This window comes from Gracilibacillus lacisalsi DSM 19029, assembly GCF_000377765.1.
In the GTDB taxonomy this organism is placed as follows: Bacteria; Bacillota; Bacilli; order Bacillales; family Amphibacillaceae; genus Gracilibacillus; species Gracilibacillus lacisalsi.
This window is the reverse complement of record NZ_KB898671.1, coordinates 126,098-139,955: the sequence shown is the minus strand read 5'-3', so window position 1 is coordinate 139,955 and position 13,858 is coordinate 126,098. Positions and strand designations below refer to the sequence as shown.

Here is a 13,858-nt window from a genome sequence, read left to right as displayed (position 1 = left end):
AAGTTTGAGAGGAGCTGTCCTTAGTACGAGAGGACCGGGATGGACACACCGCTGGTGCACCAGTTGTTCCGCCAGGAGCATCGCTGGGTAGCTACGTGTGGCAGGGATAAGTGCTGAAAGCATCTAAGCATGAAGCCCCCCTCAAGATGAGACTTCCCATCTATTCGATAGAGTAAGATCCCTCAGAGACGATGAGGTAGATAGGTTCGAGGTGGAAGCATGGTGACATGTGCAGCTGACGAATACTAATCGATCGAGGACTTAACTATACAATTTGTTTGAGCTTGTTGATGACTCTTATCTAGTTTTGAAAGTATATTAAATTTTTACTTGATTTTTTCAAAATACATAGTATAATATTCTTTGTCACTAAAAATAACAGTACAAGCCTGGTGGCGATAGCGGAGAGGTCACACCTGTTCCCATGCCGAACACAGTAGTTAAGCTCTCCAGCGCCCATGGTAGTTGGGGCTCACGCCCCTGCAAGAGTAGGACGTTGCCAGGCATTTTCTTCCATTCCACAGTAGCTCAGTGGTAGAGCAATCGGCTGTTAACCGATCGGTCGTAGGTTCGAATCCTACCTGTGGAGCCAATGGAGAGCTGTCCGAGTGGTCGAAGGAGCACGATTGGAAATCGTGTGTGCGGTCAACGCCGTACCGAGGGTTCGAATCCCTCGCTCTCCGCCACTTTTAATATAGGCCCGTTGGTCAAGTGGTTAAGACACCGCCCTTTCACGGCGGTAACACGGGTTCGAATCCCGTACGGGTCACCACTTACTTAGGAGGATTAGCTCAGCTGGGAGAGCACTTGCCTTACAAGCAAGGGGTCGCAGGTTCGAGCCCTGCATCCTCCACCATTCAAAAATTAATACATTCCTTATTATCGCGGGGTGGAGCAGTCTGGTAGCTCGTCGGGCTCATAACCCGAAGGTCGCAAGTTCAAATCTTGCCCCCGCAACCAAAAGGTCCGGTAGTTCAGTTGGTTAGAATGCCTGCCTGTCACGCAGGAGGTCGCGGGTTCGAGTCCCGTCCGGACCGCCACTTTAAACTTATCAATTCCTGGCTCGGTAGCTCAGTCGGTAGAGCAACGGACTGAAAATCCGTGTGTCGGCGGTTCGATTCCGTCCCGAGCCACCACTTTTAGAGTTTTCTCTTTCTTATTAATATGTTCAATATTTATGGAGGGATAGCGAAGTTGGCCAAACGCGGCGGACTGTAAATCCGCTCCCATCGGGTTCGTAGGTTCGAGTCCTACTCCCTCCACCATTTTTTATTAATTTTATATTTTATGATAATCGTAGGGGTATAGTTTAACGGTAGAACAGAGGTCTCCAAAACCTCCAGTGTGGGTTCGATTCCTACTACCCCTGTTTTTCTTATCATGGCGATCATGGCGAAGTGGTTAACGCACCGGATTGTGGTTCCGGCACGCGTGGGTTCGATCCCCACTGGTCGCCCCATTTAAAATATTGGGCTATAGCCAAGCGGTAAGGCAACGGTTTTTGGTACCGTCATGCGCTGGTTCGAATCCAGCTAGCCCAGCCATTCATGCGGAAGTAGTTCAGTGGTAGAACACCACCTTGCCAAGGTGGGGGTCGCGGGTTCGAATCCCGTCTTCCGCTCCATTTGTATTTAACATTTTCATTTAAATATCATATACTATTTATATCGAGGCGGCATAGCCAAGTGGTAAGGCAGAGGTCTGCAAAACCTTTATCACCGGTTCAAATCCGGTTGCCGCCTCCATTTCTATTTATGCCGGTGTGGCGGAATTGGCAGACGCGCACGACTCAAAATCGTGTTCCTTCGGGAGTGTCGGTTCGACCCCGACCACCGGTATCAAAAAAGGTATAAACCTTTATAAGTCAATGCTTTGAGCAATCAGGGCATTGGCTTTTTTTGTGCTTTATTTTGCTAAAGTGATTTCCAAATCGTGTGGACAACAATTTTTGATTATTAAGTACCTTTAAGACTAATTTTCTTAAAGGAGAGATTTTTTGTGGCTGTAATTAATCGAAAGAAAAAAGTTAAGTTGGAGAAAACGGTAGAGGAACTTTTTAAAGATTTTCAGATGGATAACAGAATTAAAAACTTATCAAGAAATTTGAAAGTCTTGAAAAACAGATTCAAACCATTGATAATGAACTAGAAAAAAATGATTTTAACAACCTTGAAGATTTAACGGAACGTATGCAAGAACGTGAAGCAAGATTTAAAGCAATGCAAAACCCAAGTTCATCCGACAAAATGAAAGAAAACCGAGCAAAAAAGCGTTCTGAAGAAAACCCTTTAGAAGTTAGAGGATATACAGGAAAAGAACGAATCGGAAAACATGATACAAGCGTTACAATCGGGGATCTAATTTACTCCCATGTAACAGGCAAGTTTAGAAATCAAGAGGTAAGACAAGCACTTTCAACAACTTCAGGGGGCATTGTGGTTCCTACTGATGTATACGAAAATTTTATTGACCTAATGAGAGATACAAATTTCTTGTTGAATACAACAATCTATCCAATGACAACAAAGGCACTTGTGATTCCAAAGGTTGTGGGTGATATTCTGCCAACATTTAAGGTTGAAAATGATTTAATTGTTGAAAGTGCCCCTGTATTCGATTCAGTACGATTGGAAGCAAAACCATTGTATGCAATGACTTCCATTTCACTAGAATTGATTGAATCAGGTGGACTTGATATTGGAATGGCGGTAACAAATATCATGGCATCTGCAATGGCACAAGCCGTTCAAAGTTTTATGTTGAAGGGTGGAGGTGTTAATGGATATAAAGGTATCTTGAATGACCCTAACATCAATTTAATTGATGCAACGACCATTGATTATGCAAGTATTGGGGCAGGGTTTAGAGCAATCAGAAGTGCAAACGGCAATCCTAATGGCATCATTCTAAACAATGCTGATGCAATGGATTTAGAATTGCTAACAGATACAACAGGGCAATATATTCAACCCCCTAAATTCATGGAGAACCTTGAAACCTATTCTTTAGGTGGTGGACTTGATGAAGGCGAAGGGGTTGTTGCTAACCTTCAACCTATTGCATGGGGCATTTTGTCCGAAGGTGGACTTCAAATTGATATCGATAAATCAGGTGATGCTTTCAACCGTGGGCAAATTAAGATTCGTGCAAGAATCAATAGTGATTTTGCGTTGACGAATCCGAAGTTGATTTCATATATCAGACCAACAGTATAGAAATAAAGTTTCACAAGGCAGGGGGGAACCCTTGCTTTTTTTGTTGTAAAAGGTTTTAATATTTGAAATAATTGTTATTGAACTAACGGGGCAGTTTAGTGGAATAAGAAATGCTTGTGTAATTCCTTGATTACTGAAATAATCACTTTATCAATGGGAGGGATAGATGTGGAAAATTCATTAGAGATGGAGACGGACACATCATTTACTTTAAACTTTTTGATTTACATACAAAATATTTATCTCAATCAAAATCGAAATGAAGATGACCTAAGATTTCCTTATTTATCAACAAAAATGGTGTTTAAAGAAGACTTTGAAATAAGGTATAAGGAACTGTGGAATGAAGTTTTCCAAAAGATATTTAGCAGTGATAACGATTTAAAAATATTTTATGAAGATAAAGATTTATTTTATCAAAAATTGTTTGAAATTAGTACGGATAATTTAAAGAGCTTTAATGAAGTTTACAAGGCCTTTCAGGTTTGGTGGGGTAGTTTTGCAGGTCGTTTTTCAATGGAAAGGTCTATTGATGAAACAGGTCACACATTATATATAGATTTGACAAACTGGTTAATGCAAAGGGGCAAAACACCACTCAAGAGATTACACATTAGTTTAATTTATGATGAATGTGTATTGGCTAACATCCCCGAATCTTCATATCTTGCAGTCATTCCGATAAGAGATTTTTTTATTAATTACAAAGAGTTGGTTCCAAGAATACAAAAATGTTTTTATTAAGCTAACGGGTGCATTACTTCAATAAGAATCTTCAATAAAAAATGAAAAGAACTCACATCGGTGACCATGAGTTCTTAGTAAAAAACACTTATTTTATGTGACTTTAATCAATGCCAACACCGTGCAAAGTTCAATTTATAATTGGTTTTAACAAATGGCTTTATATTGTTTATTGGATAATATTGCAAATGGTTATTAGTAAATATTTATACTAGAATGGAGACATAGGTATTTAATAATCGTATGGACAATTACAATTAAAGCATTGACCAATATAGGAAAAAACCTTGATACCATGCCTATTCCACGGAATTGGCAGACGCGCACGACTCAAAATCGTGTTCCTTCTGGAGTGCCGGTTCGACCCCGACCACTGGTATCAACTGAAACAGTAATGACAAGGCTTCTACTCATTTGAGTGGGAGCTTTTTTGTGTTTACCAGACACGATTTTTTACTGACAAGTCGTGTTCCATGAGTCGTATTCCTTGTGGTGTCATACGAACCAATACAAGGAGGAATAATAGTGGCTAGAAGAAGTAATAATTTAAGTACAGTAGAGTTAGCTAAGGTGGTAAAAGAGACTAAATCGTGTGACTTTGAAAGCTCGATAAATTTCTTTGAGGAGGATTGCAAGCTTAGAAATTTAAGACCTCATACCTTGAAGTATTATCTTAATGAGTTGAAAGTTTATGAGCGCTATCTCAAAGAGCAAGAGCTAGATACAGACCCTAATAGTGTCACTGAGGAGACAATTAAAAGAAATGTTATTCTCTATATGCAAGAGCAAGGCTTGAAAGTTGTTACCATTAACACACGCTTGAGAGCGATAAGAACCTACTTCAACTTTCTACATAAGCAAAAATATATTAAGCATAATCCAGTAGAAAACATTAAGCTCTTGAAGGATAGAAAGAGTATTGTTGAGACCTTCACAGCTGACCAATTAGACAAGCTTCTGAGACAGCCAGACTTGAGGACATTCACTGGACTTAGAGACTATGTGATTATGCTCCTCTTGCTTGAGACTGGAGTTAGAGCTAATGAGTTAGTTGGTATTGAAGTTGATGATGTTCGACTCAGAGAGGGAAGCATATATATTAAAAACGCTAAGACTTACCGTGAAAGAGTCGTACCTATCCAGAAGAAAATGAGAGATACTCTTGAGAAGTGGATAGCTGTTAGAGGAGTTGCTGAGTGTACTTCATTATTTACTACTATTGATGGTACTCCTCTGAGTAAGAAACAAGTACAAAATAGAATTAGCTATTATGGTAGTAAGTCTGGAGTAACTGGAGTGAGAATATCACCTCATACTTTCAGACACACTTTTGCAAAGCTCTCAGTTAAGTCTGGAGCTGGTATCTTTGAGCTTCAACAAATACTAGGTCATACTTCCATGGAAATGGTTAGAACATACGTTAATCTCTTCTCAGAAGATGTGAAAGACAAGCACAAAAGCTTCTCACCTCTGAAGAGCATTTCTACTAGGTTGTAGGAGGTATAGCTCATGAGGACAATTAGAGAAGCGCAAAAACTATTTATTGAAGATAGAAAGTTTCAAGGACTAACAGATAACTCTATCCAGAGCTATATTGACTTATTCAAAGTATGGAATAACTGGCTCGAAGAGAATAATCTTGAGAGGATAGAAGAGCTTAACAGTAAGAACACAAAAGACTTTCTCAAGTATTGTACTGATAAAAGAAAAAACCAAGCTAAGACGGTAAACGGAAAGCTACGCTTATTAAGAGCACTAGCTCACTGGCTATGTGAAGAAGGAATAACTGAAGAGCCATTCTCTAAAGGTGTTAAGCTAAAACGTGAGAGCGACTCTCCAAAAATATTACTTGATAAGGACTTGAAAGACTGTCTGGAGCACTTAAAGAAACAATACCAGAGAGACCATAGCTTCACTACCAGACGTAATATTGCAATAATTATTTTATTGGCTGGCTCTGGGTTAAGACTTAGTGAAATGACCTCCCTTCAATGGACTGAAATTGACTTTGATAACAGTCTCATTATGATACGAACAAGCAAGAGTAGAAAAACACAGTCAGTACCGTTATCAGAGCAACTCAGAGGGGAATTGATAGACTTTAAGCATTACCTTCAAGGTCAGTTTAGTGAGTTGCCAGCTCATTTATTTACTACCAGAGAAGGAAATCAACTCAGTAAACACTCAGTACAGACTATATTTAAGAGATTAAAAGCTGAGCTTAACATTGAGAGAGACTTCAGTGCACATTGTATGAGAAATTATTTTATTAAGACCATGCTTAAAGGAGCTAACATTAGAGAGGTACAGCTCCTCGCTAGACACTCTAAAATAGACGTTACTAAGCAATATGTAGGATACTTCTCTCATGAGCTGAAAGATACGCTAGATAGGAATAACCCTCTCAAGGGGTTGTTATGATGGTATTCCACTCAACTATTAAAATATGGAGAAGTGGTAAGAGGATAAATCTAAAAATAGAGAGTTGCAATATTCTCCTCTCAGTCTCACCAGAGAAGCAACCTACTACGTTTAAGAAACTAGAAGCTTTACTTGATGGAAATAACCTACCTCCATTCATTACTTATGAGGAAGATAACTAAGGAGTTTTGTGCTTTTGCACAGACTCTTTTTTTTTTATGTCTCCCCTATCTCCACGCTAGTTAGTTTAACTGAGTGGTATCGAAGAGTAGGGGTTACTTATGAGCTGGCTCTTAGGGTTTGTTATTAACCCTTAGCTATTACTCATGAGCTGGCTTCCTCAGTGTAGCTTTAAAGACGTTAAAGGTGTCTCTAACTCCCTAGCTATACTGGTTGGTGGTTGTTGGTGAGGTGGTGGCTTCTCAGTGTGGCTCAAGAGGTGGAAAACCCACAAGAGGGGTTGGAGAGCTTAACTCCTCAGTTGTATCTCCCTAGCTATACTGGTTAATGGTGTATTGGAGAGGTGGCTTCCCAGTGTAGCTCCAGAGGTAGACTCCAGAGGTAGACTCCAGAGCGTGAAATAAGCTTTACCCTCCCATGTACGCCCCTAGTTTTCCTCCATAGTACAACCGAACAGACACTCCCCTTTTAGACCTCAGTACAGACGGTACAACGCTTCACTATCAAGCCAGAGAGTATCAATTATGACGTTTACTAAGTAAACACCAACAAGGTCAGCTTTAGAGCTGGTAACTCTTGTACGGTCTTTATTGACCGACTAAGTTAGTTAAAGCCTACTGAGCACGCTTTAAAGCCAAGCTTATTGGTGATAACTCTTGTACTCCTAACGAGTATTACCCAGTGCTAACCAGATTTACCGTGAGGAGCGAACACACTGACGCTAGTTCCTACTGAACACACTACCGCTAGTATTGTAGCCACGCTTGATAGTTACCGCTTATGAGCTGGCTACCTCGTAAGACCTCCATAGCTTCCTTCTGAGCGTGCTTACCAGCTTCCCCTACCTAGACCTTACCTAGCTAGCTATCACCTCTCTATGGCTCTCTCAAGGCTTCCTAGAGGGTACTCTCCATAACACACTTTAAGGGATATGTCAACACTCCAAACAAGCTCTCTAGTGGCTCTTCTAAGCGTCTCTAAGAGGTGTCTAGTAGTTTACCCTTCAAAGCTTCCTAACTCCTCTGTATGGCTCTCTGGTGGCTTGAGAGAGGTGCGCTGGTGAGTTTAACTAGCTAGGTTTAGCTGGTGAGTACAAGCTCTCAGCTTGGCTTCTCAGAAGAAGTAAAAAGTGGCTACTTGCTTAATATATTTCTCTATTAAGAGAGTGACCACTTTTAGGGTTAGCTCTTTAGTGCTACCTCAAAGGGAAATAAATAAAAGATTAAAGATAGCTTCCTCAGTAGGTACTACTAATAGCTGTGCTTTATGAGGGAGTTGTATTTTATTTTTATTGTTTATTATGAGGTGCTAGCTCTTTAGTTACCGCTCATTAGCTTCACCCCAGATTTCCCTTTAAAGAATATACTTTAAAGAGCGTTCTGTGGTGAGACCTCATTAGCTCACCTCACCAGTACCGCTCACCAGATACAGCCTACAAGCTACCTCTCAGCTTCCCTACTAGCCACTATACCTTTACCATTAACCTTGATAGAAAAGCTCCTCAGCAAGCCACTGAGACAGCCAGAGAGAGCGTCTAGGGAGATAGCTACTAAGCGGTAACTAAGGAGCGAGAAATTATGAGGGTAGGGGAGGTCTCCCCACTCCCTAAGTGACATTTTTAGTAACTATCACGCTAGGAAGGTTCAATAACAGTAATTACCAATAGAGTACCGCTAGCCAGTATCACTCTCATGAGCACAGTTGAGGAGCTATCACCTCGCAAATACCCTACCTCTCAGCTTCCCTTCTAAGGCTCTCTAGTAGCTCTCTGGTATTTACCCTTCAGAGTGTTATTACTAGCCAGTACAGCTCAAATACAAGCTTCTCAGTGATACTCTGGAGGTGCTCTAGTAGCTTCCTCTCTTTGGCTACCTCAAGGAAACAAAAATAAAGATAAAATATAGCTTCCTCAGTAGGCTCTAACTACTTAGCTGTGCTTTACGAGGGAGCTATTATTATCTTTTACCAAGTACCTATGAGGAGCTACTCAAAAAAAAAATAAGGGTAGGGGGTATCTCTCAACTCCCTAAGTGACATTTTTATGAAAATATTTTTTGAGATTGCCAATTTTAGAGTAACGCTCATATTTCCCTTCTAAGGCTCGCTAGTAGCTACCTAGTAGTTTACCCCTCAGAGTCAGTTATCTCTTCATACAAGCTAATATGAAGCGTCTTAGAGGTATTCTAGGGAGTGTTAGCTACCAAGCTTGGCTACCTCAAGCGACTGAACAGCTTTTCTGTATTGATAAAGAGGAGGTTAAAAGTTTATTTAGATTATTCTTCTCTAAGAGTAGACAGTTTTGGTGTTCAGATTTTTGAAGGCACTTCAGAGTTGCTTCTTGAAAATTTCTATCTAGTAAGTCTTGGTAATTTACTAGAGGAGTCTCAACTCTTTTACTACTTTTAATGATAGTAATTGTTGGTAATTTTAAGGTACAACTGAAGAGCTAAAACCCAGTAATATCAAGGGGTTTGACTGATTAGTTTAACTTTAGAGCTGGTACTTGATGGTAAAAAGCTCTTGAGGATAACTCTCTCAGCAGACACTTTCTGTATATATTAGGTGGGGAGGAATTAAAGGTTCTTACTTATTTAGTTTTTTTTTTACTTAGTTCTATCTCAGTGGATAAACACTTTTCGTGTATTGTTACTGAGGAAGTTTAAAAGCTTTTACTAATAAATATCACCTCATAAGGTAACTGGTAATAATTACTTTAAAAAAAATATTAAGAAATAGCTTTATTTCTCCTAATCATTTCCAATAGAGTATGCACTTTTTGTGTATTGTTATTGAAGAGGTTTAAAAGCTTCTAACTAATTAGTTTCACCTCATAAGGTAACTAATATATTTTATTTAAAAATATTACTCTAGTAATACCTTAGACTAGATGGTTTTTGTGTATTGTTATTGAAGAGGTTTTAAAGCTTACTCTTAAAAAAGCTTTTCAAATATATTTACTTGATACTCCCAGCTTCAGTGCTCTTTAGTTAGTACAACGAAGTCTCGGAGTGAATACATAAGTATTTTATGAGGTTGCTAGTTAGTTTAACTTAATTAGCTTCACCTCATATTGATACTTAATAAAAATAATAATAAACATCTGAGGAAGCTTTCTCTAAGATTATTTCTATTTTATTTATGAAGTAGTTTTAGAGAAGGTACTTCCTTCATAACTCTCCTACTTTTTAGCTGTACTTATCAGTTAGCTTATCTGTCCAACTCCAATGATGACACTAAAAGCTTTTGGACTTGTCTAAGTACCTCCATAAGGTGCTTGGTCTCTCCTTTCTGTTATCTAGCTAAGCTTGCCAAGACTCTCTAAGGCTCACCCCTAAGAGACGAGCGAGCTAGCTAGTAACCCTAATGAAGAGACTAAAAAAGTGAGACACTGAGTAATATATATCTCTATTAAGTAATGTCCCACTTTTAATATCAACTACTTTTTCCATTACTTTTTTATTCTCATAATCATTAAAAAGTCACTCTAAGAAGTGGCTTAATTCTTTAGATGAAAAAGGAAAAGTAGTCTACTAATTAACTATTTTTAGGAGGTGGAATTATGAAAAGGGTAATTGTATTAAATGATTTAGCTAACTGTATTAAGTCTAAAGGACTTACTCAAGCTGAATTTGCTTCTATGATTGGCACAGACCAGTCAACTGTCTCTAAGCTTTGCAAGCAAAAGAGATACACTTTAGAGCGTCTCCAGCAATTACTAGAAGCACTTAATGAGTCAGACGTATCTAAGATTATTCGAGTAGTTGAAATTAAAGACTAAGGAGGTGGGAGATATGTTAAGAGTAATGGTTGAGATAGGAGACCCAAAAGAGTTAGAGACAGTATCAAGCTCAATAGCTAAGGATACAGACGCTATCCAATTAGCTCATATTTTTGACGGTACAATGAGACAGCGAGATATTAAGCTTACTCTTGAGGAGTTTAACTTTGTTAGAGCTAGCTTTGGTTTTTGGAATTACGCTGGTCAAATGAATACTCCAATGGCTCACTCAGCTCCAGCTGGTTTTGGTAAGTCTACAATGCTTACTGAGTGGAGTATCTATCACGGTAAAGAAAAAGGTGCTCTCTGGGGTGGAATTGTAGCAAAACCAAAGAGAGAGCAAGTGCTTGAGTTTGCTAAAGAGGTCAACTCTCAGACTGGTAAGCTCACAGCTTTTCCGCTTCTAGGTAAAGACGAAAACATGACTGAGGAAGAATACAAAGAGCAATTCCAGCTCCAAGAGTCAGCTCCTCTATTGGTTATGACTCACAAAATGCTAGAGGTATTAGTCTCTCAAGGTAGACTTTTTGAGTTTAGTAAATGGATTGATGAAGAAGGTAACACTCGTAGACGTACTACTTTACTAATTGATGAAAGACCTTTATTTACTGAGACAGTAACACTTACTCCAAGCTCAATAGAAAGACTCTGTGACCTAGTTAGAAGCGTCTCAGTGGCTTCTAGTGACGAAGAGAAGAATTATTACTCAGAAATAAGAAAGATGGCTGAGAAGCTTAAAATAGAGCTACTGAAGCCACTCAGCAAGCAGTCGAGAAGAGTCTATACTGTTCCAGCTGTTGACCCACTTTGGAATATACCTTCTGAGTTAGCTAATGATTGGTTAAATCACTCTGAAGCACTTGGAGAAGAAAGTAATTTACTTGGTGTTTTCCAAGAAGCCATTAAGCGAGGTGGTACTTGTCAAGTCTCTGGCTCTGAGGGAAACATGGGTACTAGCATAATGATTGGTAGACAACTCTGGCAAGAGATAACCTACATGAATACTCATGTTTTAGATGGTACAGCTATTGGAGATTTGAATTACTCTTTTAGACCATTTAATAAAATAGCTCCAGTGATACCAAAGGGAGCTTACTCTCAGACAACTGTTAAGAATTGCTACAAACATAATCTTGGAAGAAGGTTTTTTAAGGACAATAAGAAAGCTATTACCAAGACAGCTAAGCTAGCTAAGGAGATTAGCAAAGACCATAATAAGCTTCTCGTGGTGGTGTACCAAAAGCTTTACGATAAGTTTGAGAAAAAGCTTGAGAGAGAGATAGCTCTTGGAAAAATTGTTTTAAAGTATTTTGATGATGAGCGCTCCTCAAACGATTACGCTGATTGTGACGCTATCTTATTTCTTGGTATCAATAGAAAGTCACTTGGGTATTACCCAGAGATAGCTAGAGTAGTATTTGATAAAGAAGTGGTAGCTGACAACTCTTCTTCTGGAGGTCTTAGTTACGAGGATGAAGCAGTACAGCTTTACTTTGAAAGTGACCAAGCTACTGACCGCTTGCAAGGTATAGCTCGCTCAAGAAACTACAAGAGTAATATTCCTAAGACAATATATATGTTCTCAATGAATAAAGCTCTTCCAGAGAGACTTGTTGAGGAGTACGAAGGAGCGGTACTTGAGGAGTGGGAGTTACCTTTTAGCTTGACTGACAAAGAAGCTAAGGAAACTTCTCTTGATTGTTATTTAGCTTACTTGAGAGTTGGAGATTTCTCTAATAAAGGAGTCAAGTGTTCTTACGTCTACAATAAAGTTTTAAAGGTAGATAGAAGAACATACTCAAGAATAAAAAATGCTCCAGAGGTCATTGACCTTATGAATGAGCTAGGGATTGCCTACCAAGGTAATTCGATTATGACAATACAAAAATAATGGAGGAATTAAAATGATGGAAACTCTAAAAGAAAAGCGTAGGGTGTTTGAAGCTATCAAGCCAAAAATTTGGAGACAGCTTTCTCACGAGTGCTCTAATTGTGGAGCTACCGAGAAGCTTCACCTCCACCACATTGTACCACTCGTAAAGGGTGGCTCGAATAGGATTACTAATATTACTCCTCTCTGTGAAGAGTGCCACTCAAGAGTACATTTTGAAATTGGGGAGTTTGAGAATGGTAAAGGTTTTAATATATCTGGCGTTGTCAAAAAGTATGATTTTGATAAAAACCAACTCCAGAGAATGTACGAGGAAGGTAAAACTCACGCTGAAATGGCTGAAGTTATTGGTTGCTCTCCCTCTCATGTTTCCTTGAAGTTAAGGGAGTTTAATATCAGTAAAGATAGGAGTTTTTTAGCGATTGAGAAGTTTGAGTTGTGGTTGTATGAGTTTTCTATTAAACCAGTAGGCTCTAAAGTAAAAGCTAAGACAGTTTATGAAGATAAGATTGGTGTTGGTAGGAGTCATTTTAGACATATCAAAAATGATAGTAGGGTACTTTCTTTGATGACCTCTCTAGGTATTAAATTAGTAGGTCACAATTTTGTGAAAGTTAGTAATACAAAAGTAGAAACTTGGAAAGATGTGATTTGAGATTAAACCAAAAATATTGGAGGAGAGATTATGAGTATTAAATACCAAGGTGTTGACGAGAAAATTACCAGATTTGTTTTGAGTGAAGTGGATAAGGTAGCACTCAAGAAGGTAAGACTTGAAAAGCTTGAAGCACTCTCAAGAAAGCTAGCTTACCAATACTGTCAGAGCCACAAAGCTAATTACCATGAGGTGCAAAAGCAAACACTTGACACACTAAGAAGAATTAAATGCAGACCAGAGTTTTATCTGGCTGAGTAAAATATTTAATGGTCGTATATCGACTGGGAGACGTTGAAGGACAATGAATAGTAAAGTTAATATGTTAAGACTTTTGGAGATATTTGTTGGTGAGACTGGTGGAGAGTGGAAGAAGCTAGTTATTATCCAAGAAATATACCGCAGAGACCCTAAGAAAATGAAGGGTTGCAAAATGAGATTACTTGATGACGTTAAGCGCTTTGAGATATGGATTGATATTCTTATTGATAACAACTTTGTTGAGCCAGAGTTTTTTGAAGGTAAGACTATCATGGTTAGAAATAACTTTGCTCCATATACCGCTGAAATGCCAAGCTTAAAAGAATACCAGCTCAAGAAGGTAAACCAGTTCCAATCTAACTTCCCTATGGAGGAAGAAAATATTAGAGTGATTGACCTCTCTGGTTATGTGTTCTTGGAGTTTAAGTTCCATAAGATAGCTAATGACAGAAGAATTGGAGATAAGGTATTTATTCCAGTTAAAGTGGATGAAGGTAGTAAGCCAGACTCCAATGACTTTTGCAAGCTCTTAGTTTTGGAAGCTTACCGTGATGGAGTTTATGAATTACCAGAGTACCCAAAGGGAGCTGAAATGTTTACTTGTTACGCTAGGTTGGAGCTTGCGCCAGATAGTAAGAACAATAGCGGAAGTACGATAAGTGAATACGAGTTTAAGAAAGCCAAGAAAGGTGAGATTGATTAAGGAGGTAGAT

General features: G+C 38.9%; 9 protein-coding genes, 14 tRNA genes and 2 rRNA genes. All 25 read left to right on the top strand.

Annotated features, from left to right (window positions below; all coding sequences use genetic code 11):
• Nucleotides 1-269 (top strand): 23S ribosomal RNA (locus D569_RS0115315); the annotation flags it as partial.
• A gap of 119 nt (nucleotides 270-388) precedes the next feature.
• Nucleotides 389-505 (top strand): 5S ribosomal RNA (rrf, locus tag D569_RS0115310).
• 12 nt (nucleotides 506-517) lie between these two features.
• A tRNA-Asn gene (locus D569_RS0115305) sits at nucleotides 518-592 on the top strand.
• A 2-nt stretch (nucleotides 593-594) separates the two neighbouring features.
• Nucleotides 595-686 (top strand) — tRNA-Ser (locus D569_RS0115300).
• 11 nt (nucleotides 687-697) lie between these two features.
• Nucleotides 698-772, top strand: a tRNA-Glu gene (locus D569_RS0115295).
• 8 nt (nucleotides 773-780) lie between these two features.
• Nucleotides 781-856, top strand: a tRNA-Val gene (locus D569_RS0115290).
• 27 nt (nucleotides 857-883) lie between these two features.
• Nucleotides 884-960, top strand: a tRNA-Met gene (locus D569_RS0115285).
• Nucleotides 961-963: 3 nt separating this feature from the next.
• A tRNA-Asp gene (locus D569_RS0115280) sits at nucleotides 964-1,040 on the top strand.
• A 20-nt stretch (nucleotides 1,041-1,060) separates the two neighbouring features.
• Nucleotides 1,061-1,136: transfer RNA gene (locus D569_RS0115275), tRNA-Phe, on the top strand.
• A 43-nt stretch (nucleotides 1,137-1,179) separates the two neighbouring features.
• Nucleotides 1,180-1,265, top strand: a tRNA-Tyr gene (locus D569_RS0115270).
• A 33-nt stretch (nucleotides 1,266-1,298) separates the two neighbouring features.
• A tRNA-Trp gene (locus tag D569_RS0115265) sits at nucleotides 1,299-1,369 on the top strand.
• 14 nt (nucleotides 1,370-1,383) lie between these two features.
• A tRNA-His gene (locus D569_RS0115260) sits at nucleotides 1,384-1,459 on the top strand.
• Nucleotides 1,460-1,469: 10 nt separating this feature from the next.
• A tRNA-Gln gene (locus D569_RS0115255) sits at nucleotides 1,470-1,544 on the top strand.
• A 5-nt stretch (nucleotides 1,545-1,549) separates the two neighbouring features.
• Nucleotides 1,550-1,624: transfer RNA gene (locus tag D569_RS0115250), tRNA-Gly, on the top strand.
• A gap of 47 nt (nucleotides 1,625-1,671) precedes the next feature.
• Nucleotides 1,672-1,745, top strand: a tRNA-Cys gene (locus tag D569_RS0115245).
• Nucleotides 1,746-1,756: 11 nt separating this feature from the next.
• Nucleotides 1,757-1,838: transfer RNA gene (locus D569_RS0115240), tRNA-Leu, on the top strand.
• Between the two features lie 255 nt (nucleotides 1,839-2,093).
• Nucleotides 2,094-3,215 carry a phage major capsid protein gene (locus D569_RS0115230; protein WP_083939056.1) on the top strand — a complete coding sequence of 374 codons (1,122 nt, stop codon included), beginning with the start codon at nucleotides 2,094-2,096 and terminating at the stop codon, nucleotides 3,213-3,215.
• Nucleotides 3,216-3,383: 168 nt separating this feature from the next.
• On the top strand, nucleotides 3,384-3,959 hold the full coding sequence (locus D569_RS0115225) for a hypothetical protein (protein WP_018933301.1): 576 nt from the start codon (nucleotides 3,384-3,386) through the stop codon (nucleotides 3,957-3,959).
• Nucleotides 3,960-4,484: 525 nt separating this feature from the next.
• Nucleotides 4,485-5,456 carry a tyrosine-type recombinase/integrase gene (locus D569_RS0115220; protein ID WP_018933300.1) on the top strand — a complete coding sequence of 324 codons (972 nt, stop codon included), beginning with the start codon at nucleotides 4,485-4,487 and terminating at the stop codon, nucleotides 5,454-5,456.
• Nucleotides 5,457-5,468: 12 nt separating this feature from the next.
• Complete coding sequence (locus D569_RS0115215; RefSeq protein ID WP_018933299.1) at nucleotides 5,469-6,380, top strand: tyrosine-type recombinase/integrase; 912 nt, start codon at nucleotides 5,469-5,471, stop codon at nucleotides 6,378-6,380.
• 3,739 nt (nucleotides 6,381-10,119) lie between these two features.
• On the top strand, nucleotides 10,120-10,338 hold the full coding sequence (locus D569_RS0115205; protein ID WP_018933297.1) for a helix-turn-helix domain-containing protein: 219 nt from the start codon (nucleotides 10,120-10,122) through the stop codon (nucleotides 10,336-10,338).
• Nucleotides 10,339-10,351: 13 nt separating this feature from the next.
• The gene (locus tag D569_RS0115200) at nucleotides 10,352-12,229 is read left to right on the top strand and encodes a hypothetical protein (RefSeq protein WP_018933296.1); all 1,878 of its coding nucleotides are present in this window, start codon (nucleotides 10,352-10,354) and stop codon (nucleotides 12,227-12,229) included.
• 13 nt (nucleotides 12,230-12,242) lie between these two features.
• On the top strand, nucleotides 12,243-12,884 hold the full coding sequence (locus D569_RS23695) for an HNH endonuclease (protein WP_018933295.1): 642 nt from the start codon (nucleotides 12,243-12,245) through the stop codon (nucleotides 12,882-12,884).
• A gap of 30 nt (nucleotides 12,885-12,914) precedes the next feature.
• Entirely contained in the window at nucleotides 12,915-13,145 is a 231-nt protein-coding gene (locus D569_RS0115190; RefSeq protein WP_018933294.1) for a hypothetical protein, read from the top strand.
• 43 nt (nucleotides 13,146-13,188) lie between these two features.
• Entirely contained in the window at nucleotides 13,189-13,848 is a 660-nt protein-coding gene (locus tag D569_RS0115185; RefSeq protein ID WP_018933293.1) for a hypothetical protein, read from the top strand.
• Nucleotides 13,849-13,858 lie beyond the last annotated feature (10 nt).